Origin of the sequence: Sphingomonas beigongshangi (assembly GCF_016820445.1) — a bacterium.
GTDB lineage: Bacteria > Pseudomonadota > Alphaproteobacteria > Sphingomonadales > Sphingomonadaceae > Sphingomonas > Sphingomonas beigongshangi.
In genome coordinates this window covers 1-19,277 of sequence record NZ_JADHDT010000008.1, presented here as the reverse complement: position 1 = coordinate 19,277, position 19,277 = coordinate 1, and the positions used below count along the sequence as shown (strand labels likewise).

General features: G+C 68.0%; 18 protein-coding genes. 7 read left to right on the top strand and 11 right to left on the bottom strand.

What is annotated here, in order from left to right; all coding sequences use genetic code 11:
- The first annotated feature begins 181 nt into the window (after positions 1-181).
- Complete coding sequence (gene katG, locus IQ292_RS14690; RefSeq protein ID WP_203311075.1) at positions 182-2,455, top strand: catalase/peroxidase HPI; 2,274 nt, start codon at positions 182-184, stop codon at positions 2,453-2,455.
- A gap of 43 nt (positions 2,456-2,498) precedes the next feature.
- On the opposite strand, the gene IQ292_RS14685 is transcribed toward katG, so the two are convergent.
- The 3 genes from IQ292_RS14685 to IQ292_RS14675 form a co-directional block, all read right to left on the bottom strand.
- Positions 2,499-3,191, bottom strand: coding sequence for a VIT1/CCC1 transporter family protein (locus IQ292_RS14685; protein WP_203311074.1), 693 nt, complete (start codon positions 3,189-3,191; stop codon positions 2,499-2,501).
- A gap of 72 nt (positions 3,192-3,263) precedes the next feature.
- Positions 3,264-4,640 (bottom strand): carbohydrate porin, encoded by a 1,377-nt coding sequence (locus tag IQ292_RS14680; protein WP_203311073.1) that lies wholly within the window; start codon positions 4,638-4,640, stop codon positions 3,264-3,266.
- Between the two features lie 24 nt (positions 4,641-4,664).
- The gene (locus IQ292_RS14675; RefSeq protein ID WP_203311072.1) at positions 4,665-6,323 is read right to left on the bottom strand and encodes an NRAMP family divalent metal transporter; all 1,659 of its coding nucleotides are present in this window, start codon (positions 6,321-6,323) and stop codon (positions 4,665-4,667) included.
- A gap of 497 nt (positions 6,324-6,820) precedes the next feature.
- On the opposite strand from IQ292_RS14675, the gene IQ292_RS14670 reads away from it, so the two are divergent.
- Together IQ292_RS14670 and IQ292_RS14665 are read left to right on the top strand one after the other, a co-directional pair.
- Positions 6,821-7,099, top strand: a complete 279-nt coding sequence (locus IQ292_RS14670; protein WP_203311071.1) for a metal/formaldehyde-sensitive transcriptional repressor — start codon at positions 6,821-6,823, stop codon at positions 7,097-7,099.
- A gap of 61 nt (positions 7,100-7,160) precedes the next feature.
- Positions 7,161-7,730, top strand: coding sequence for a ClpP family protease (locus IQ292_RS14665; RefSeq protein ID WP_203311070.1), 570 nt, complete (start codon positions 7,161-7,163; stop codon positions 7,728-7,730).
- Positions 7,731-7,733: 3 nt separating this feature from the next.
- Here the strand turns inward: IQ292_RS14665 and IQ292_RS14660 are convergent, their stop codons facing one another.
- The 6 genes from IQ292_RS14660 to IQ292_RS14635 all read right to left on the bottom strand — a co-directional run bounded on the left by IQ292_RS14660 (position 7,734) and on the right by IQ292_RS14635 (position 13,118).
- Positions 7,734-8,480, bottom strand: a complete 747-nt coding sequence (locus IQ292_RS14660) for a proteasome-type protease (RefSeq protein ID WP_203311069.1) — start codon at positions 8,478-8,480, stop codon at positions 7,734-7,736.
- A gap of 16 nt (positions 8,481-8,496) precedes the next feature.
- A complete protein-coding gene (locus IQ292_RS14655; protein ID WP_203311068.1) occupies positions 8,497-9,321 on the bottom strand; it encodes a transglutaminase family protein in 825 nt (274 codons plus the stop codon).
- On the bottom strand, positions 9,321-10,256 hold the full coding sequence (locus tag IQ292_RS14650) for an alpha-E domain-containing protein (protein WP_203311067.1): 936 nt from the start codon (positions 10,254-10,256) through the stop codon (positions 9,321-9,323). Before IQ292_RS14650 ends, IQ292_RS14655 begins: the two co-directional genes overlap by 1 nt.
- Complete coding sequence (locus IQ292_RS14645; RefSeq protein ID WP_203311066.1) at positions 10,256-11,773, bottom strand: circularly permuted type 2 ATP-grasp protein; 1,518 nt, start codon at positions 11,771-11,773, stop codon at positions 10,256-10,258. Before IQ292_RS14645 ends, IQ292_RS14650 begins: the two co-directional genes overlap by 1 nt.
- Before the next feature lie 139 nt (positions 11,774-11,912).
- On the bottom strand, positions 11,913-12,260 hold the full coding sequence (locus tag IQ292_RS14640; protein WP_203311065.1) for a lysozyme inhibitor LprI family protein: 348 nt from the start codon (positions 12,258-12,260) through the stop codon (positions 11,913-11,915).
- 45 nt (positions 12,261-12,305) lie between these two features.
- Positions 12,306-13,118 (bottom strand): BPL-N domain-containing protein, encoded by an 813-nt coding sequence (locus IQ292_RS14635; RefSeq protein WP_203311064.1) that lies wholly within the window; start codon positions 13,116-13,118, stop codon positions 12,306-12,308.
- Positions 13,119-13,321: 203 nt separating this feature from the next.
- Here IQ292_RS14635 and IQ292_RS14630 point away from each other — a divergent pair, with 203 nt between their 5' ends.
- Genes IQ292_RS14630 through IQ292_RS14615 form a run of 4 tightly spaced genes read left to right on the top strand, consistent with a single transcriptional unit; the run spans position 13,322 to position 18,473 of the window.
- Positions 13,322-15,349: a M3 family metallopeptidase gene (locus tag IQ292_RS14630; protein ID WP_420853703.1), complete on the top strand. Its 2,028-nt coding sequence runs from the start codon at positions 13,322-13,324 to the stop codon at positions 15,347-15,349.
- Positions 15,346-16,539, top strand: coding sequence for a kynureninase (gene kynU, locus IQ292_RS14625; protein WP_203311063.1), 1,194 nt, complete (start codon positions 15,346-15,348; stop codon positions 16,537-16,539). Before IQ292_RS14630 ends, kynU begins: the two co-directional genes overlap by 4 nt.
- The gene (gene kynA, locus IQ292_RS14620; protein ID WP_338057640.1) at positions 16,536-17,369 is read left to right on the top strand and encodes a tryptophan 2,3-dioxygenase; all 834 of its coding nucleotides are present in this window, start codon (positions 16,536-16,538) and stop codon (positions 17,367-17,369) included. Before kynU ends, kynA begins: the two co-directional genes overlap by 4 nt.
- 21 nt (positions 17,370-17,390) lie before the next feature.
- The gene (locus IQ292_RS14615; protein ID WP_203311062.1) at positions 17,391-18,473 is read left to right on the top strand and encodes a PLP-dependent cysteine synthase family protein; all 1,083 of its coding nucleotides are present in this window, start codon (positions 17,391-17,393) and stop codon (positions 18,471-18,473) included.
- Positions 18,474-18,533: 60 nt separating this feature from the next.
- On the opposite strand, the gene IQ292_RS14610 is transcribed toward IQ292_RS14615, so the two are convergent.
- Both IQ292_RS14610 and IQ292_RS14605 read right to left on the bottom strand, forming a co-directional pair.
- Complete coding sequence (locus IQ292_RS14610) at positions 18,534-18,806, bottom strand: hypothetical protein (protein WP_203311061.1); 273 nt, start codon at positions 18,804-18,806, stop codon at positions 18,534-18,536.
- A 56-nt stretch (positions 18,807-18,862) separates the two neighbouring features.
- Entirely contained in the window at positions 18,863-19,228 is a 366-nt protein-coding gene (locus tag IQ292_RS14605; RefSeq protein WP_275298336.1) for a hypothetical protein, read from the bottom strand.
- Between the last annotated feature and the right edge of the window lie 49 nt (positions 19,229-19,277).

Genomic DNA, 19,277 nt, shown 5'->3' with positions numbered 1-19,277 from the left:
TTCGCACGCGAATGGCCGGTGTCGGACAAAGCGAGGCCATGAACGCGAATTTACGAAACGCAATGCGGCACTCCAACGTTCTTTGCTGACGTGGATCAGGCGCGAACCGGACCTAACCGTGGTGCCGGGCGCGTCTCGGACGCGCGTCCGATCCGCCGACCGACCGCGCAGGAGCAGCTTCATGAACGATTACAAGGACGTATTGGCGGGCAAGTGTCCCTTTGGCGGTGACCGGATCGGCGGCGCGTTCACCAGCAAGCCGACGCTGCAGGATTGGTATCCGAACCGGCTTCGCGTCGAGCAGCTGCATCGCAACGGCCCGCGCGCCAATCCGCTGGGCGACGACTTCGATTACAAGGCCGCATTCGAGGCGATCGACCTTCAGGCCCTAAAGGCGGAGATCAAGGCGTTCCTGACGAGTTCGGTCGCCTGGTGGCCTTCCGACTATGGCAATTACGGGCCACAGATGATCCGCATGGCTTGGCACGCCGCGGGCACCTATCGCATCGCGGACGGGCGAGGGGGCGCCGGCGAGGCACTCCAGCGGTTCGCGCCGATCGACAGCTGGTGGGACAATGGCAACACCGACAAGTCACGTCGCCTGATCTGGCCGATCAAGCAGAAATATGGCGATGCGCTGTCCTGGGGCGACCTTATGGTGCTGACCGGCAATTGCGCGCTCGAGATCATGAACTTCCCCACCTATGGCTATGCCGGTGGCCGGCGTGATGCCTGGGAGGCGGACGACGCGACCTATTGGGGTCCGGAGCACGTCGACATGACCACGGTCTCGTCGTTCGACGAGATGGTCAACCGGGACGAACGGTGGCGGGGCCGCAACGGCGACGCGGATTATGATCTCGAACAGCCGCTTGCCGCCACGCATCAAGCGCTGATATACGTGAATCCGGAAGGCCCTTATGCCAGCGGCGACCCGATGGGGTCGGCACGCGACATCCGGGTGGCCTTCACGCGCATGGCGATGAACGACGAGGAGACGGTCGCGCTGATCGCCGGCGGCCATGCCTTCGGCAAGAGCCACGGCATGGTCAAGGCCGACCGCATCGGTGCGCCGCCGGAGATGGCGCCGATCGAAGAGATGGGTCTCGGTTGGCACAACCCGGAGGGCACGGGCGCCGGCGAATTCACGATGACAAACGGCATCGAGGGCAGCTGGACGCCCGACCCGACGACCTGGGACAACAGCTACCTGGAAAACCTGTTCAAGTTCGAATGGGAGCAGACGAAGAGCCCGGCCGGTGCGTTGCAGTGGACGCCCGTCGACAAGACCGCGCCGCACACGCCGGACGCGCACATCCCCGGCAAGACGCATCCGCTGATGATGATGACGAGCGACATCGCGCTGAAGGTCGATCCCGTCTATCGCGGGATCTGCGAGCGCTTCCTCAACGACTTCGACTATTTCACCGAGCAATTCTCCAAGGCCTGGTACAAGCTGACGCACCGCGACATGGGGCCGAAGGAGCGGTACCTGGGGGCCGAGAAGACGATCCAGGACGACCTGTTGTGGCAGGATCCGATCCCGCCGGTGGATCACCCGTTGATCGATGCCGATGATGCCGCATCGCTGAAGCGGCGCATCCTCGAAACCGGGCTCAGCGTTTCCGACCTCGCCTTCACCGCCTTCTCGGCGGCATCGACCTATCGCCACAGCGACAAACGCGGCGGCGCAAACGGTGCGCGCATCGCACTGGCACCGCAGAAGGACTGGGCGGTCAATCGCCGCACGCTGCCGGTGATCGCGCGGTTGCGCGAGCTAATGGACGGTTTCAACGGCTCGGCGCCGGGTGGAAAGAAGGTCTCGCTGGCGGATCTGATCGTGCTCGCGGGCTGTGCCGCGGTGGAGAAGGCGGCGGCCGACGCCGGCCTCGCGATCGACGTCCCCTTCGTCCCGGGCCGGATGGATACCGACGACGCGCGGACCGACGCCGACAGCTTCGAGTGGCTGAAGCCCGTCGTCGACGGTTTCCGCAACTATGTCGACGATCAGTTCGACACGATCACCGGCGGCAAGCTTTCGCCCGAGCAACTCTTCCTCGACAAGGCAAATCTGCTCGCGCTGAGCGCGCCCGAATGGGTGGTGCTGACCGGGGGATTGCGTGCGCTCGGCGCGAATTGGGACGGGTCCGATACCGGCCTGTTCACGGACCGTGTCGGCGTGCTGACGACCGACTTCTTCGATGTCGTCACGAGCATGGACTATGTCTGGGCGAAGGCGGACGAGGCGGGCCATGCGTTCACGGTCAGCGACCGCGACAGCGGCGAGACGCGCTTCCGCGCGACGCGCTGCGACCTGATCTTCGGCGCGAATTCGCAGCTGCGCGCGATCACCGAAGTCTATGCCTCTCGGGGCGGGCACGAACGCTTCGTCCGCGACTTCGTCGCCGTATGGGACAAGGTGATGATGGCCGATCGCTACGACAGCCATCAATAAGCATTGTGGCCGGGCGGCATGACGTCGCCCGGCCACGTTGCCGTCATACGGTGGTGCCCGCCAGATGGCCGATCAGCGCCGTCGCGGCCATTGCCAGCGCGCCCCAGAGCAGGACGCGAAGCGCGCCGCGGACCTGACTTGCGCCGCCGGCCGCGGCGCTGACGGCGCCGAGGATGCACAACGTCACGAGCACGCCGATCGTCACGACGGGAAGCACGAGCGCGTGCGACGACACGATGGCGAGCGCGACCGGCACCGCCGCACCAACGGAAAAGGATGCCGCCGAAGCAACGGCCGCTTGGACAGGACGGGCCGCGCCGCTGTCGGTGATACCGAGTTCGTCGCGCGCATGGGCAGCCAGCGGGTCGTGCGCCGTCAATTCGCGCGCGACCTGCCGCGCCGTTTCCCAGCTCAGTCCGCGCGCATGATGAATGGCGGCAAGCTCGGCCTCCTCGCCATGCGGGTCGTCGGCCAGCTCGGCATGTTCCTGCGCCAGATCGGCAGCCTCGAGATCGGCCTGCGAGCTGACGGAGACATATTCGCCGGCCGCCATCGAAAAGGCGCCGGCAACAAGACCTGCGACGCCGGCGATGAGGATCGCATGGCGATCCGCACCGCTTGCACCGACGCCGACCACGAGGCTGGCGGTCGACAGGATGCCGTCATTGGCGCCCAGCACCGCCGCGCGCAGCCAGCCGGTGCGGTTGATGCGATGCTTTTCACGATGTCGGCGCATGGCCTTCGTCCCTCTCGTCAGCCTCGTACCGTCGCGCGATAGCGCGATACGCGGCGCCTGTATCCCCTGTCTTCAGAATGCACCGTGCAGCCGTACGGCGACGATGTTCGCCGGGCCCCGGTCGCGATTATAGGCCGGGTTGACGACCAGCTGATAATCCAGCGACGTCTCGATTCCGCGCGCCGCGACGAACTTGTAATAGGTCTCGCCGATCCATTCGGCGCCCGGATGGGGCAGGCGGCCATCGCCGACCAGCACGCCGATCCCGCCTGCGGCCAGATAGGCGCGATGATCCCGGCTGATGCCGTTGACGATGGCGACGACCCCGACCGTATCCGCCGCACGGTGCCACGCCGCCCCCTTCAGCGCCATGCCAAGCTGCGCGGTGCGATCGATATCGGTGAAGTCGTAGGGTTCGATGGACCCGTCGGCGACGCCGGCCCGCGCGAACAGGCCGAGCGCGTCGCCGAGCTGCTGTTCGGCATTGGCGGCAACCCCGAGGCGCGTCTGCCGGCGGCGTACCGACGCGGTATCGATCGGATCGCCGGTCTGCGCGGCAAGCGACAATGCATCGTCGAAACGGCCGAAGCGCCCGCGATTGCGGAACAGCGTGACGCGCAATGCCCCCGGCTGTCCGTCGATCGTGTGGCGATGCTCCACCTCCGCATCCAGCTGATATTGGCCGAACCGCGATTCGAGCGTTTCGCCGTTGGGCACTTTCGACAGGTTGAAGGCGCCGACACGGAGCGTCCAAGGCCCGCGATACCATTCCGCCGCGATGCCGGTCGAATAGCCCCATGCATCGGCCGCATAATCGAAACTGCCCGCGTCGACCGCCGACCAGTTGAGGAAGTCGCCGCGCGGATCGTGCGCAAAGCTGTTGGTGTCGAAGATGTCGCCGACGCCGAACTTGCCCATGGTCAGCACCAGGCGGTCGGTCGAACGTGCGCCGCCCAGCTGGTTGGCGCTGCCCGCCACCGCCTCGCGCGAGCCGCCGAGCGCGATCGTCTGACGCAGGAACACACGCTGGAGGCGAAGATAGGGCGACCTGCGCCCGACCTTATAGGCCTCCGCACTCGGGAAGCCGGCGACGCCCAGCGTATTCGACAGGCCGAAGCCCTGGTCGACCTCCGGATTGATCCAGACCTCGCCTCCGGCCCAGGGGCGCAGGCCGGCGAACAACGTGACGTCGACGGTCTCGCGCGCCTGGTTCGGGGTCAGGCTGTTGGGTCCCGCATAGGGCGATGCGAAACTCGGCGTTGCCTGGACGACGTAGGTCGCCTGGCCGTGCAGCGCGAAGCGCTCGGGCGACGCGCCCTCGCCGTCGGCAGCCGTCGCCGCCGTCTGCGTCGGCGCACGATCCTGCACCTCTTGCGCGAGCGCTGGCGCATGGATCGGCAGGCCGGCGAGCGCGCATGCGCCCGCCAGCAGCGGATTGGACCTGGTCATGACGATCCCCCTGTCGTCGGAATGTTACAGCTGATGCATCAGCGCAAGGTGGATGATCCGGACGAGGACGAGGCCGCCGGCAACCACGAGATACAGGCGCAGCGCCCCGAGCCAGAGCCGTTCGCCGCGGCCGATCCTCGCCGGCGCCAGGGCATCGAGCGGCGGCATCCGCCATTCGGCACGCCCGGACCGGTCGATGATGTCCGCCGGCGCGCGCGCCAGCACGCGCTGGCTCAGCCAGCCGATCGCCGCGACGGTCGTACCGACGCCCAGGATCCACAGCATCGCTCCGGCGCCGAATCCCGGTATCAGCACCGAGCCGGTGAGGATGACCGACAGCAGGATCAGCACCGCGATCACCGCGCCGGTGAACAGGTTGAGCCAAGGGCCGTTGCGCCACGGACCCAGCACGGCCGCGTCATTGCACAGGAGCAGCAGGAAGACCGTGGCGCTCGGCAGGAGTACCCCCGCCAGCGACTGCACCGCATTGGTCAGCAGGCCGAGCGGCGTGCCGGGTATGAGCACGAGCGCCGCGGCGACGGCGACAAGGCCCGCATAGACGCAATAGAAGCCGATCGACTCGCGGGGCGAGCGGTGAAGCGAATGGCGGATGCCGAAAGTGTCGCCGATCGCATAGGCTGTGCTGAGCGACACCGCCGAGGCGCCGATGATCGACGCATCGATCAAGGCGATGGCGAACAGCACGCCCATGACGTGGCCGCCCCGCGTGGCGATCGCATGCGCGACCGCCCCGGCATCGGTGAAGCGACCGACACCCGTCGTTCCCGCAAAGGCGGCAGAGGTGAAGGCGATCATTGCCACCGCGCCAACGATCACGACGGCGATGCCGATCCAGAGGTCGACGCGGCTATACCCCATGAATTGCGGCCCGATGCGCTTGTCGATGAGATAGCTCTGCTGAAAGAACAGCTGCCATGGCGCCACGGTGGTGCCGACGATGGCGATGATCAGCAGCATCACGTCCGACAGTTGCCCGTGCCGCGGCAGGCCCGGCACGACCAGGTCGTGCACGACGCCGTGCACCGGCGGATGCATCGCCAAGGCGACCGGGATCAGGAGCAGCGAGCCGAAGACGAGGATCATCATGAAGCGCTCGAACCGGCGGAAGCTGCCCGTACTCGCCGCCGTAATGATCAGCAGCGCGGCAACGGCGACGCCTGCGAGCCGCGGTACGCCGAGATAATCGAGGCCAAGCGTGATCCCGATGAATTCGGTGACGATGGTCAGGGCGTTGAGCAGGAACAGGTCGACGACGCTGAACGCTCCCCAGAAACGGCCGAACCGCTGGAAGATCAGCCGGGCGTGTCCGACCCCCGTCACCGCGCCGAGCCGAAGCACCATTTCCTGGTTCACATAGAGGACCGGGACGAGCAGCAGCAGCGTCCACAGCAGGGACGTGCCGTAATTCTGGCCGGCCTGCGTGTAGGTGCCGAACGCTCCCGCGTCATTGTCCCCCACCATGACGATGAGGCCGGGGCCGACGATCGCGGCCAGCGTCGCGAGCCGGCGGCGCCAGTTTCGGCGCGCACCGGTGTCGGCGACGTCGATCGTGCCGAACGCACCGATGATGTCGCCGGTGTGCGCGCAATCGAGGTGGGCGGTGGGGCGGACGGCGCGCGCGGCGGGATCACCCGCCGGCAGCGCGAGGGCATGCTGGGTCATGGCACGAACTCCGCGTGCTATTTCGATTCAGATGTTTCCGGGCAGGGGCCGGCGTTCAGACCGTGGCGCCAGGGCCCTCGTCCATCGGCCGCGTCGTGGCTGGACGACGCGCGGCCAGGCGGACCCGACGGCTTAGCGGCTCGACGGGACGTAGATGGGCATGGCGTTCTATGCGCAGGAGCAAAAGGGTCATCGCGACCTCCTTGGGGACCGGGAAAAAATTACTTCCGGTCCGGGAGGTCGACGGACCGCCGTTCAGGCGGCGGTCGCGATCTCCCCGACCGGGGCACGTCCCGCGATCGGCATCAGTGGAGCAAAGCTCCTACTGTCGCCCTCGCCGGACAGGGTGCTAGATCGGGGTTTCATCGTCGTCCTTCGTCAGGCGCCAGGGGCGCGTTTGGCCATCGACTCGCGGTACGCCCGCGTCGATGGACGCGGCATACCCATCCGGGGTATAGGATCAAGTGTAAAATCGGTCATGGAAGGTTCGGACGGGCGTGAGCCACATCGAGAGGGAAAAGAAGAAGCTGCTCAACCGGCTCAAGCGCCTGCGCGGCCAGATCGAGGCGATCGAGCGTGCGGTCGAGGAGGATCGCGAATGCACGCGCGTGCTGCAACAGGCGACCGCCTGCCGTGGCGCGCTCGACGGCTTCATCGCGGAGGTGATCGAGGACCATATCCGCGCGCATCTGGTCGATCCCGCCGCGCCGGCCGATAGCGTGCAGCGCGCCGCCGCCGAGGAACTGGTGGAGATCGTCCACGCCTACCTGACCTGACCGACGAGGCCGGCATAGCGCGGGAAGCGGGAACCGCTGCGTCGCCGCGCGTTGTGTCGCCATGGCCTTCCATGCTCTTCAGCCCCTCGATTTCCGCGCGCCCGCGATCCTGCTGTCCGGCACGGTCGACCAGGCGATGTACGGGCAGTTTCGCCAGCAGCTCGACGCCGCGCCCGCAGAGGGATTGTGCGTCATCGAGCTGTCGACGCTCGGCGGCGATCCCGAGGTCGCGCGGATGATGGGCGAGGATGTCCGCTTCCGCAGCGAAATCGAGCCGGATCGTCGCATCGTCTTTCTCGGCAAGGCCGCGGTCTATTCGGCGGGCGTCACCTTCATGAGCTTCTTCCTCCGCGAAAACCGGTATCTGACCCGGGGCACGCGACTGATGATCCACGAGCGGCTGATGGGGGCCAGCCTGGAGATCAACGGTCCGCTGACGCGGTGCGTGGCGACCGTGGAGGCGAAGCTGAACGAGCTGCGGGCATCGATCGCCATCCAGAACGAAGGGTTCACCAACCTCGTGCGGGGATCGGACGTTTCGCTGGACGAATTGATGGAGAAGGCCCCGAGCAACTGGTACCTGGATGCTGCGGAGGCACGCTCGCGCGGGCTCGTCGAGGCCGTCCTGTGACGGTCAGTCCGCCATGAACGGCGGCGGCGGGATGGTGGCGCGCACTTCGTCGAGCAGCATGGACCAGCGCATCGAAAGGTCGTCGAAATAGGCGTCGCGTTCCTCGATCCGCCGCGAGACGATCGGCGCGGCGGCATCGGTCGGGATGACGATCAGATCGATCGGACGGCCTACCGACAGGTTGGAGCGCATCGTCGAGTCGAAGCTGATCAGCCCCAGTTTCACCGCCTCGCTCGCCGGCATGTCGTACCGGAGCGAGCGGTCGAGGATGGGCTTGCCGTATTTGATGTCGCCCACCTGCAGGAACGGCTTGTCGCGTTGGCATTCGATGAAATTGCCGGCCTCGTAGAACAGGTACAGGCGCAGTCGCTCGCAGCCGATCCGGCCGCCCAGCAGCAGCGACACGCCGGTCGAGATGCCCTGCGCGGCGAGGCCGATCGAGACCTGATGACGGGCGGCGAGCACCGCTTCGCCGACCAGCTGGGCCGCCCGGAACATCGTCGGTGCGTCGCTGAGCCGGCGGGGCGGCCCGCCTTCCTCCGTCGGCGGCAGTCCCTCCGCCAGGGTCGACAGGACCAGCTGCGTCACCGAGAGATTGCCCGCCGTCGCGGCGACGAGCAGCCGGTCCGGGCCGGCGGCGAGGAGATGCAGCTTGCGATAAGTGGATATGTCGTCGACGCCGGCGTTGGTGCGCGTGTCCGCGATCATCACCAGTCCCTCTTCGACCAGCATGCCCAGACCGTAGGTCACCGAAAAGTCCGCTCCATCAACTCTGCCGCTGGTGCCCTGCCTGCGTCACCGACACCGCGACGTCCAGCGTTTCCTCGCCCCCGCCGATACGCGCACCGGCGATTGGCGCGGCTTCGCGATAGTCGAGCCCGATCGCGACGCGCACATAGGCATCGTCCGGACAGATGCCGTTCGCGCTGTCGAAGCCGACCCAGCCGAGATCGCCGACACAGGCTTCCGCCCAGGCGTGGGCCGCAGGCTGGTCGTCGGCACCGTCGCGACGGAACAGGTGCCCGGACACGTAGCGCGCGGGTATGTCCATGGCACGCGCCGCGGCGACGAACACATGGGCGAAGTCCTGGCAGACTCCGTGACCCATCGCCAGCGCGTCCGCCGCCGCCCGCCGCACGTCCATGCCGGTCGCATCGAACCGCATCCGCGTGGCGAGCAGGCGGTTCAGCGCATGCAGCCGGTCGAGCGGCGTGGCGCCCGCCGCAAGCGCCTCGGCGGCAAGCGCATGGATGGCGGCATCCGCCACCGTCAGCGCCGAGCCGCGCAGGAAGACCGCGGCGGGCAGCGGCTCCGTCGTTCCGCTCACGACCCCCGCGCGATCCTCGGTCAGCACCTCTCCGGCGACCTCGATCGTCAGCGCGTCGAGCGGCCCGTCGACGTAGATCATCGTGACGTCGTTGCCATAGCCGTCGCGCGTGGCGCGCAGCCGTGCATCGCAATCCACGTCGATCTCCCAGCCGATCACCGTCTGCCCCGCGAAGCTGGGCGGCGTAAGGCGGGCGAGCTGCACCAGCCGGGCCTGGGGCGATGCGAAGCGATAGGTCGTGCGGTGGCGAACAATGAGGCGCATCAGGTGAACCGGAACTGCTGCGAGATGGCGCGGTCGAGATCGGCGATGTCGCCGATGAAGCGGCCCAGATATTCGTGGAGCCCGCCCTGGAACAGGCTGTCGATGCTGGTGCCGCGCATCGCCCCGCGCTGCCGCCGCGCCAGCCGGTCCGCCTCGCCCTGCATGCCGGTCCGCTGGCCGATCCGGTTGAGCAGCGTGACGATCCGCTCCATCGACGCCATCAGCGACCGCGGCAGTTCGTCGCGCAGGATCAGGAAGTCGGCGACGAGCCAGGGCCTAAGACCTTGTCGATAGAGCCAGCGATAGGCCGTGACCGCCGATACGGTGCGCAATATCCCCGTCCATTGGTCGCGGTCTACCGCGCCGCCGACGGCTTCGCCCTGCGGCAGCAGGAGATGGTATTTGACGTCGAGCAGCCGCGCCGTCCCGTTCGCCCGCTCCACCGCGGTGCCGAGCGCGATGAAGGCGCGCGCCTCGTTGTGGAGCATGCGGTTCAGCGCACCCTCGAAACCGCGTGCGTCCGCCTTGACCTCTTCGATCAGGTTCAGGATGCGCTCGCTGTCACGCAGGTGCTGGTGGCCGCGCACGCTGATCCAGGCGCGGTTGATCGACAGCCATGCCTCCCGCGACAAAGCGGTTCGCACCGCGCGCGCATTGTGGCGGGCGGCGTCGATGCAGGAGCGGATCGAACCCGGATTGGCAGCGGCGAGCAGCAGATATTGCGCGACGTCCGCCGGCTGCAGCGGCGCCCCCGTCGCCTCGAAGCTCGCCGTTGCGGTGGCGACGGCGAGCGCGGAAGACCAGGCCTCGCTGCCCGCCGGACGCGCCGCCAGTTGATCAAGGCGCAGCGTCGCCTCGACCAGCTGAGCGGTGAACTCGGCCCGCTCGATGTAGCGCCCGAGCCAATAGAGCGAGGCGGCGGTACGCGACAGCATCAGGCGCGCCCTCCCGTCGCCGGATCGGTGAACAGATCGGGCAGGATCTGGCTCTGGTGCATGCCCTCCAGCGACTGCGACTGCGTCAGGAAGGGGTCGCCGAGCACGAAGCTATCCTTGGTGCCGCCGCCCTGGCTCGAATTGACGACGAGCGACCCCTCGCGCAGCGCCACGCGCGTGAGGCCGCCGGGCGTGATCGTGATGCCGTCCGCCCTGGTCAGGACGAACGGGCGAAAGTCCACGTGGCGCGGCGCAAGCCCGTCCTCGACCAGGGTCGGGCAGGTCGACAGCGCCAGCGTCGGCTGCGCGATGTAGCGATGCGGCTCCGCCTTGAGCGCGGCGCGGAAACGGTCGATCTCGGCGCGCGACGAGGTCGGGCCGACGAGCATGCCATAGCCGCCCGATCCGTCCACCAGCTTGACGACGAGTTCGTCGAGATGGTCGAGCGTATAGGCCAGCGCCTCCGGCTCGCGGCAGCGGAACGTCTGGACATTGGGCAGCAGCGCCTCGCCGCCGGAATAATAGCGCACGATTTCGGGCATGTAGCTGTAGATCGCCTTGTCGTCGGCGATCCCCGTCCCGGGCGCGTTGACGAGCGCGACGTTGCCCGCGCGATAGGCGGCGATCAGCCCCGGCACGCCCAACAGCGAGTCCGCGCGAAAGACGAGCGGGTCGAGGAAGTCGTCGTCGATCCTGCGGTAGATGACGTCGACCCGGACGGGACCTGAAATCGTCCGCATCCACACCACGTCGTCACGCACCTCGAGATCCGCCGCCTCGACCAGCTCGATGCCCAGATTGTCGGCGAGGAAGCTGTGTTCGTAGAAGGCCGAATTGAATGGGCCGGGCGTCAGCAGCACGCAGACGGGTTCGTTCGTCGCGCGGTCGGGCGCGACCGAGCGCAGGGTCGACAGCAAGGCATCGGGATAACCGTCGACCGCCTGTACGGGGAACATCGCGAACAGTTCCGGGCACAGGCGCAGCATCGCCTCGCGGTTCTCGATCATGTACGATACGCCCGACGGCGTGCGCGCATTGTCCTCCAGCACGAAGAAGTCCGTCGGTCCCGTGCGGACGAGATCGATGCCGCAGATATGCGCGAAGACGTTCTTCGGCGGGCGGATGTCGGCGATCGGCGCGGCGAACTGTGGGTTGCGCAGGATCAGGTCGGCAGGAACGATGCCGTCCCTGAGGATGCGACGTTCGCCGTAGATGTCGAGCAGGAACGCATTGATCGCCGCGACGCGTTGTTCCAGCCCTCGGGTCAGCGATGCCCATTCGCGCGCGCTGAATACGCGGGGAAGGATATCGAACGGGATGATCCGCTCCGCCGCCTCCTCCTCGCCATAAACGGCGAAGGTGATCCCGATCTGCCGGAAGGCGGCCTCCGCCGCATCGTGGCGTCGCTTCAGATCCGCGACCGGCATCTGCCCGATCCAGTCGGTCAGCGCTCCGAGTTCGGGGCGCTGCCCGTCGCCGACGCCGAAAATCTCATCGAAAACCTGCCGATCCTGCATGGCGTCTCCCGGTCGGTCCCGAAGCTGCCGCAGCTTTGTGCGATGCACAAGGGCTTTGTCGGATCATGACACTTGCCGGAAGATGAGCGATCGTATCGTGCGCAGGGAAATGGCTTTGCGATCCGTTCGTGCGTGGCGTTCAGCGGTATCGCCGCAGCCAGGCGATGCGCGTTACGGTCTGCTTGCTGAGGCATGCCGGATGGTCCAGCCGCACGATCGTTCCCGCGCCCGGACTGAGGTCCAGCGGGCAGGCGGCGTCGCGACGCGCGATCCATTGGCGCTGCGCGGCGCGGAGCACGGCTTGTCGGCTCGGGGTCAGCCGGCGCATCGTCGTGCGGTAGGTCGCGTTCAGTTCGGCATCCGCGCGGCGATAGTCCGCATCGTAACAGGCGGCCATCGCGTCGGTGACGCCCCGCGCCGCATCGCCGCTGGCAAGGCAGCGATCCAGTGTCGAGACGCCGGCGAGGGCAAGCGCGAGGATGAACATGGCCAGGTCTCCTATGGCAGACGGGGAGAATGATACGCAGACCGATCAGGTCGCGGCGATCCGCCGCAACTGGTCGATCGGCCACGCCAGCGGATTGCGGCGCGCAGCGCGGACCGTCGGGATCTCACGCAGCAGCAGCTCGACCGGGCGATCCTGCGGCACTGCCGATCGCGGTAGCCCCGCGTCCTGGTACCAAGACGCATCGGCTTCCGGATGCGGGCCGCTCAGCACGACCACGCCCTTGCCGCTGCTGTAGCGGGCCGCGGCGATGTCGCCATTGCGATAGGCGGCGAGGGGGCGGAATCCCGGCCTGTCCGCAGCCTGCGGGAGATAGGGCCCGTCCTGATAATACAGGGTGCGATGGCGGTCGCCCCAACGGACTCCAACGACCGTGTCGGCTTCGGAATGCGCCTGCGTGCCTGGCCGGCCGACTTCGCTGTCCAGCGTCGCGTCGATCAGCGCGAGGTTCGTGCGGTCGGCGAGGTAGGCACCCATGCAGATGCCGATATAACCGCCCCCGTTGGCGACGAAGGACCGGATGGCAGACCGCCGCCCATCGCCCAGTGCGTGCAGGGCGCCGTCGATGTCCTGTCCACCGCCGGGCTGGATATAGACAGTATAACGGGACAGCGTCCGCGCCGACACGTCGCGCCGTTCGTTCGGACCGACGAAATCGACGCGATACTGCGGGTCGACGCGGTGGATCGCGCGCATCAGTGCTTCGGCGCAATCCTCGCAGGCCGCTGGCCCGCGATAGATGGCGATGCGCACCTCGTCGTCGTGTGACCGCAAGGCGGAGGCAGAAGAGGAGAGGCCGGCAAACGCGAGGATTGCCGCCACGACGACGATGGCTTTCATGACGGGCTCGCTCGGTGACTGCGGCGATCTCGGACACGGCGGGAGCCGCCTCCATCGTGATCAAGCCGTGTCGGCCGTGAAGGTTCCCCGGCGCGGTCCCGGATTTCGGCCGAAGGCGGCGTGCATAGACGCGGTGAAGCCCCTATGTTCGGCCTGCCACCATGGCCCGATCCGGTCGGATCGAGCCCGTCGAGAGGATGACGATGACGAGTTCCGCGTTGCTGCTTCCCACCGATTTGCCCCCGTTCGACGCACTGACGCCGGATGCGATCCTGCCGGCGCTGGAGCGGGCGATCGCCGACCAAGATGCGACGGTGGCTATGCTCGCGCGCGACCGACCGACCACGTTCGAGGAGGCGTGGATGCCGCTGGAGCGGGTCGGCAACGCGATCGACGCGCTGTGGTCGGCAGTATCGCATCTGCATGGCGTCGCCGACACGCCGGCGCTGCGCGCCGCCTATGCCGAGGGTATGGGGAAATTGGTCGAGGCGAGCACGCGTCTGCGCCAGGACCGCGGCATCTACGACATGCTGGTCGCGCTGTCGGCGACGCCCGCCTTCGCCGAGCTGCCGCGCGCGGATCGCGTCGCGGTGGAGCACGCGCTGCGCGACTTCCGCCTGTCGGGCGTCGCGCTGGACGCGGCGGAGCGCGAACGCTTCGCCGCCGTGTCGGTCGAGCTGTCGCAGCTGGCCACCGCCTTTGGCAGCGCGGTGCTCGACGCGACCGATGCGTGGAGCGAGCATGTCACCGATCCCGCGACGCTGGCGGGTCTGTCGGAAGCCGATCTGGCGATGTTCGCGGCGGCGGCGAAGGCCAAGGGTCTCGACGGCTGGCTCGTCACGTTGCACGCACCCAGCGTCAATGCCGTGCTGACGTTCGCGGAGGACCGTGCGCTGCGCGCGCGCGTCTATCGCGCCTTCGGCACCCGCGCTTCGGACGAGGGGCCGCATGCCGGCCAATTCGACAACGGCCCCCGCATCGCGCGGATCCTCGAGCTGCGCCACGAGCTGTCACGGCTGCTCGGCTTCACCGATCCCGTCGCATGGTCGCTCGCGACGAAGATGGCGCCCGACGGGGCCGAAGTACTGGCCTTTCTGCGCGACCTCGCGCGGCGGGCGAAACCGATCGCGGAACGGGAATTGGCCGAACTGCGCGAATTCGCCGCGGACGAGCTCGGGATTTCGGACCTCCAGCCGTGGGATGTCGGCTTCGCCAGCGAACGGCTGCGTGGCTCGCGCTATGCGGTCGACGAGCAAGCGGTGCGGGCCCACTTCCCGGTCGAGCGGGTGGTCGAGGGCTGGCAGGCGCTGCTCCACCGCCTGTTCGGCATCCGGCTCGCGCCGCGCGACGACGTCGCGCTGTGGCACGAGGATGCGCATTACTACGACGTGGCGGATGACGAGGGACGCGTCTTCGCGGGCCTCTACGTCGATCTTCATGCCCGGACGGGCAAGCGCGGCGGCGCGTGGATGTCGGAGGCACGGCCCCGGCTCAACGACGGCAACACGATCGGCGTGCCGGTCGCCTATCTCGTCTGCAACTTCGCGCCGAAGAGCGGGGACGCGCCGTCGCTGCTCAGCCACAACGACGTCGTCACGCTGCTGCACGAGACGGGGCATTGCCTGCATCACCTGTGCACGCGCGTCGATCGGCCCAGCATCGCCGGCACGAGCGGCTTTGAGTGGGACGCGATCGAGCTGCCGAGCCAGTTGATGGAGGATTTCGCCTGGGACCGGGCGGTGCTGACCAGCATGTCGGGTCATTACAAGACCGGGGCGCCCCTGCCGCCGGAGATGTTCGAGAAGCTGGTGGCGGCGCGCCGATATCACTCCGCGCTGTTCGTGGTGCGGCAGGTCGAATTCGCGCTGTTCGACCTGCTGCTGCACCTTGGCACGATGGGGTCGGATCCGATCGAGGTACTGGAAGCGGTTCGTGACGAGGTGGCGGTGATCCGCCCCCCTGCCTGGCATCGCTTTCCCCATGCCTTCAGCCACATCTTCGCGGGGGGCTATGCGGCGGGCTATTACAGCTACCTGTGGGCGGAGGTCCTCGCGGCGGACGGCTTCCGGCGGTTCGCGGAGGCGGGGCTGGTCGACCGGGCGACCGGCGATGCCTTCCGCGACGAGGTGCTGGCGCGCGGTGCGAGCCGACCGGCGGCGGACAGTTTCCGCGCGTTCCGCGGTCGCGACGCCGATGTCGAGGCACTGCTCATCCGCCGCGGGCTTGCATGACCGACTTCGCGGCGACGCGTGCTGCGTTCGACCTGCCGGAGGGGCTGGTCTACCTCGACGGCAACTCGCTGGGACCACTGCCCCGCGCGGCGGCGGCACGCGTCGAGCGGACGATCCGCGCGGAATGGGGCGAGCGGCTGATCCGGGCCTGGAACGATGCGGGCTGGATGGCGCAGCCGCCACGCGTCGGGGATCGCATCGGCCGGCTGATCGGCGCGCCCGCGGGCAGCGTCGTGGTCGGCGACACGCTGTCGATCAAGGTCTATCAGGCCCTCGCCGCCGCACTCGCGCTACGGCCAAAGCGTCGGATCGTCCTGTCGGACAGCGGTAATTTCCCGACCGACCTGTATATCGCCCAGGGGCTGCTCGACACGATGGGGCAGGGGCATGCGTTGCGCGTCGTCGCGCCGGAGGCGGTCGCAGACGCGATCGACGAGGACGTTGCCGCGGTGATGCTGACGGAGGTCGACTATCGTACCGGACGGTTGCACGACATGGCGGCGTTGACCGCGCACGCGCATGCGGCCGGTGCGCTGACGGTCTGGGACCTGGCGCATTCGGCCGGCGCGATCCCCGTCGACCTGTCCGCCGCCGGCGCGGATTTCGCAGTCGGCTGCACGTACAAATATCTCAACGGCGGCCCGGGTGCCCCGGCGTTCATCTATGTCGCGCCGGACCATGCCGACGACGCGCGACCTGCCCTCGCGGGCTGGATGGGTCATGAGAAACCCTTTGCCTTCGCTCCGGACTATCGCCCCGGCGCGGGGATCGAGCGGATGCGCGTCGGCACGCCGCCGGTCATCGCACTCGCCGCGCTCGAGGCGGCGCTCGACGTCTGGGACGGGGTGTCGATGGCCGACGTCCGCGCCGCCTCGCTCGACCTGTCGGAGCGGTTCATTGCCGAGGTGGAGGCACGCTGCCCGACGCTGACGCTTGCCAGCCCGCGCGACGGCCGCCGGCGGGGCAGCCAGGTGTCGTTCCGCCATCCCGATGCTTATGCCATCATGGCGGCGCTGATCGATCGCGGCGTGATCGGCGACGTGCGCGCGCCCGACATCCTGCGCTTCGGCTTCACGCCATTGTATCTCGGCCATGCGGAGGTGGCGCGCGGCGCGGCGATCCTGGGGGAGATCATGGCGAGCGAGGCATGGCGCGATCCCCGCTACCAGGTGCGGCAGGCGGTGACGTGAGCGACCGGCCCTACGACCCCGCGGGCGACGGCGCCGAGATGTCGTTTCGCGGGCGCATGTCCTATGGCGACTATCTGTCGCTGGACGCGATCCTCGATGCGCAGCATCCGCTGTCCGATGCGCACGACGAACTGCTGTTCATCGTCCAGCACCAGACGAGCGAATTGTGGCTCAAGCTCGCGCTGCACGAGATGGAGGCGGCGTGCGCGGCGATCGCGAGCGACCGGCTCGACGTCGCCTTCAAGATGCTGACCCGCGTCGCACGCATCTTCGAGCAGCTGAACGGCGCGTGGGACGTGCTGCGCACGATGACGCCCTCGGAATATTCGCAATTCCGCACCTCGCTGGGTCAGTCCTCCGGTTTCCAGTCCTACCAGTATCGCGCGATCGAATTTGTCGCCGGCAACCGCAATGCGGCGATGCTGAAACCGCATGCGCACCGCGCCGACCTGGATGCGCGGCTGCGCGCGATCCTGGCGCGGCCGAGCCTGTACGACGAGGCGATCCGCCTACTCGCGCGTCGCGGCTTCGCCGTGGAGCAGGAGCGCCGCGACCTTGCCGACCAGCGGGGCGAAAGCGAGGCGCTGGTCGACGCCTGGGCGCGCATCTATGCCGATCCCGCGGGGCAATGGGACCTGTACGAGCTCGCAGAGAAGCTGGTCGATTTCGAGGACTATTTCCGCCGCTGGCGCTTCAATCACGTCACGACGGTGGAGCGGATCATCGGCCTGAAGCGCGGGACCGGCGGCACGTCGGGTGTCGCCTATCTTCGACGGATGCTCGACGTCGTGCTGTTTCCCGAGTTATGGCGGGTTCGGACGGTTCTGTAGCGGATTGAGGCGGGGGACGGCATGGCGCGGGGCGATAACGGATGCGAGGCGACGCGGCGCGCCTGGCTCGACGAGGCGGTGCGACGGATCGAGGCGGACTTCAACCGTTCGGCGGACACGCACCTCATCCACCTGCCGCTGCCGCGCTATCCGGGCATTGACCTGTACCTCAAGGACGAGAGCAGCCATCCTACCGGCAGCCTGAAGCACAGGCTGGCCCGATCCCTGTTCCTCTATGCGCTGTGCAACGCCTGGATCGGTCCGGGGACAACCGTGATCGAGGCATCGTCGGGTTCGACCGCGGTCAGCGAGGCCTATTTCGCGCGCATGCTCGGCCTGCGTTTCATCGCCGTCGTCCCGGCCTCGACCGCCGCGCCCAAGCTCGACGCGATCCGTTTCCACGGCGGCGAGATCCATGCCGTCGACGATCCGCGCACCGTCTATGACGTCGCGCACCGGCTCGCGGCCGAGACGGGCGGTCATTATCTCGACCAGTTCACCTATGCGGAGCGCGCGACCGACTGGCGCGGCAACAACAACATCGCCGAAAGCATCTTCGCGCAGATGGCGGAGGAGCGCTATCCGACCCCGTCATGGATCGTCTGTGGCGCGGGAACCGGTGGCACGTCGGCGACCATCGGGCGATTCCTGCGCTATCGCCGCCATGCGACCCGGCTGTGCGTCGCCGATCCCGAGCATTCGATCTTTCATCGTCACTTCGCCGATCGCGGCGAGACCGTGCTGCCGGAGGGATGCTGCAGCTGTATCGAGGGTATCGGCCGCCCCCGCGTGGAGCCGAGTTTCGTCCCCAGCGTAATCGACCGCATGATCCCCGTCGCCGACGCCGACAGCATCGGCGCCATGCGTGCCCTGTCCCGGCGTCTCGGCCGCAACGTCGGCGGGTCGACGGGTACCAACCTATGGGCGTGCCTTCGGATCGTCGAGGAGATGGCGGCGCGGGGCGAAAGGGGGAGCATCGTCACGCTGCTATGCGATGGCGGCGACCGTTATGCCTGCACCTATTATCAGGATGCGTGGCTGGCGGAGCGGGGCATCGGCTGGATCGACGCGGACGGGGCGACCACGGCCGCCCTGGCCGGCTGACCCGTTACGTCGCGGCCCGCCGCAGCTTAGGCCAGCGCATCGCGAGCGATCCGACGGCGCTCAGGCAAGCGGCGGGTCGGCGCTTTCGACCAGTTCGACGGCCTCGAACCCATAGCTGCGCCAGCCGCGCTGCCGCGCCGCATCCGCTGCCGCGGCGCGCTTCCCGGTCGCCTCGCGCAGCGATTTCGCATGGCCCCAGAACACCTCCGTCTTGCCGTCCGCCGTCACGGCAACGATCCGCCAGTAATGCGTGAGCGGCGCGGCCGTCGGACCGATCGTCTTGACGTAGCCATCCGGCATCGTCGCGGTGAGATAGCGTTTGCGCTTCGCCATGCTGGTCCTTGCCTGAAGACCCTGCCCGAAGCACGACGGCGCGGCGCATGGCAAGGTCAGCGGCGCGCCCGCTCCCACGTGGTGCGATAGGCGAGCAGGGCTTCGACCGCGTCCGTCTGGAACAGGCGTACGCCTTGATCGGCGAGTCGACCCCATACCGCCTGCGGGTCGTGCCGCGCCTCCGGATCGCCGCCCATCCCGGTCACGAAACCGTGGAACAGCGTGTTGATCCAGATCGGAACGCCGAGCGCCTTGGCTCGCGTGGTGATGGCGGGAAGCGCGGTGACCGGCAGTATCGGCAGCTCGATCGCGATCGGCCGGGTCGGGCCCTGCATTTGCTTCTCGATGATCTCGGCGACGTCCGCCGCCCGGGGGTCACCGGTGATCGGAATGACCGTGTGTGGACGCCCCGTCGGATACAAGGGGGTGTTCGGAAGATTTGATCGCGCGGGTTCAGGTGCTTCCGTGTGT

Coding starts and splice junctions, on each gene's coding strand:
- katG (WP_203311075.1), top strand. CDS start 182: ATGAACGATTACAAGGACGTATTGGCGGGCAAGTGTCCCTTTGGCGGT.
- IQ292_RS14685 (WP_203311074.1), bottom strand. CDS start 3,191: ATGCGCCGACATCGTGAAAAGCATCGCATCAACCGCACCGGCTGGCTG.
- IQ292_RS14680 (WP_203311073.1), bottom strand. CDS start 4,640: ATGACCAGGTCCAATCCGCTGCTGGCGGGCGCATGCGCGCTCGCCGGC.
- IQ292_RS14675 (WP_203311072.1), bottom strand. CDS start 6,323: ATGACCCAGCATGCCCTCGCGCTGCCGGCGGGTGATCCCGCCGCGCGC.
- IQ292_RS14665 (WP_203311070.1), top strand. CDS start 7,161: ATGGCCTTCCATGCTCTTCAGCCCCTCGATTTCCGCGCGCCCGCGATC.
- IQ292_RS14655 (WP_203311068.1), bottom strand. CDS start 9,321: ATGCGCCTCATTGTTCGCCACCGCACGACCTATCGCTTCGCATCGCCC.
- IQ292_RS14650 (WP_203311067.1), bottom strand. CDS start 10,256: ATGCTGTCGCGTACCGCCGCCTCGCTCTATTGGCTCGGGCGCTACATC.
- IQ292_RS14645 (WP_203311066.1), bottom strand. CDS start 11,773: ATGCAGGATCGGCAGGTTTTCGATGAGATTTTCGGCGTCGGCGACGGG.
- IQ292_RS14640 (WP_203311065.1), bottom strand. CDS start 12,260: ATGTTCATCCTCGCGCTTGCCCTCGCCGGCGTCTCGACACTGGATCGC.
- IQ292_RS14635 (WP_203311064.1), bottom strand. CDS start 13,118: ATGAAAGCCATCGTCGTCGTGGCGGCAATCCTCGCGTTTGCCGGCCTC.
- IQ292_RS14630 (WP_420853703.1), top strand. CDS start 13,322: ATGACGAGTTCCGCGTTGCTGCTTCCCACCGATTTGCCCCCGTTCGAC.
- kynU (WP_203311063.1), top strand. CDS start 15,346: ATGACCGACTTCGCGGCGACGCGTGCTGCGTTCGACCTGCCGGAGGGG.
- IQ292_RS14615 (WP_203311062.1), top strand. CDS start 17,391: ATGGCGCGGGGCGATAACGGATGCGAGGCGACGCGGCGCGCCTGGCTC.
- IQ292_RS14610 (WP_203311061.1), bottom strand. CDS start 18,806: ATGGCGAAGCGCAAACGCTATCTCACCGCGACGATGCCGGATGGCTAC.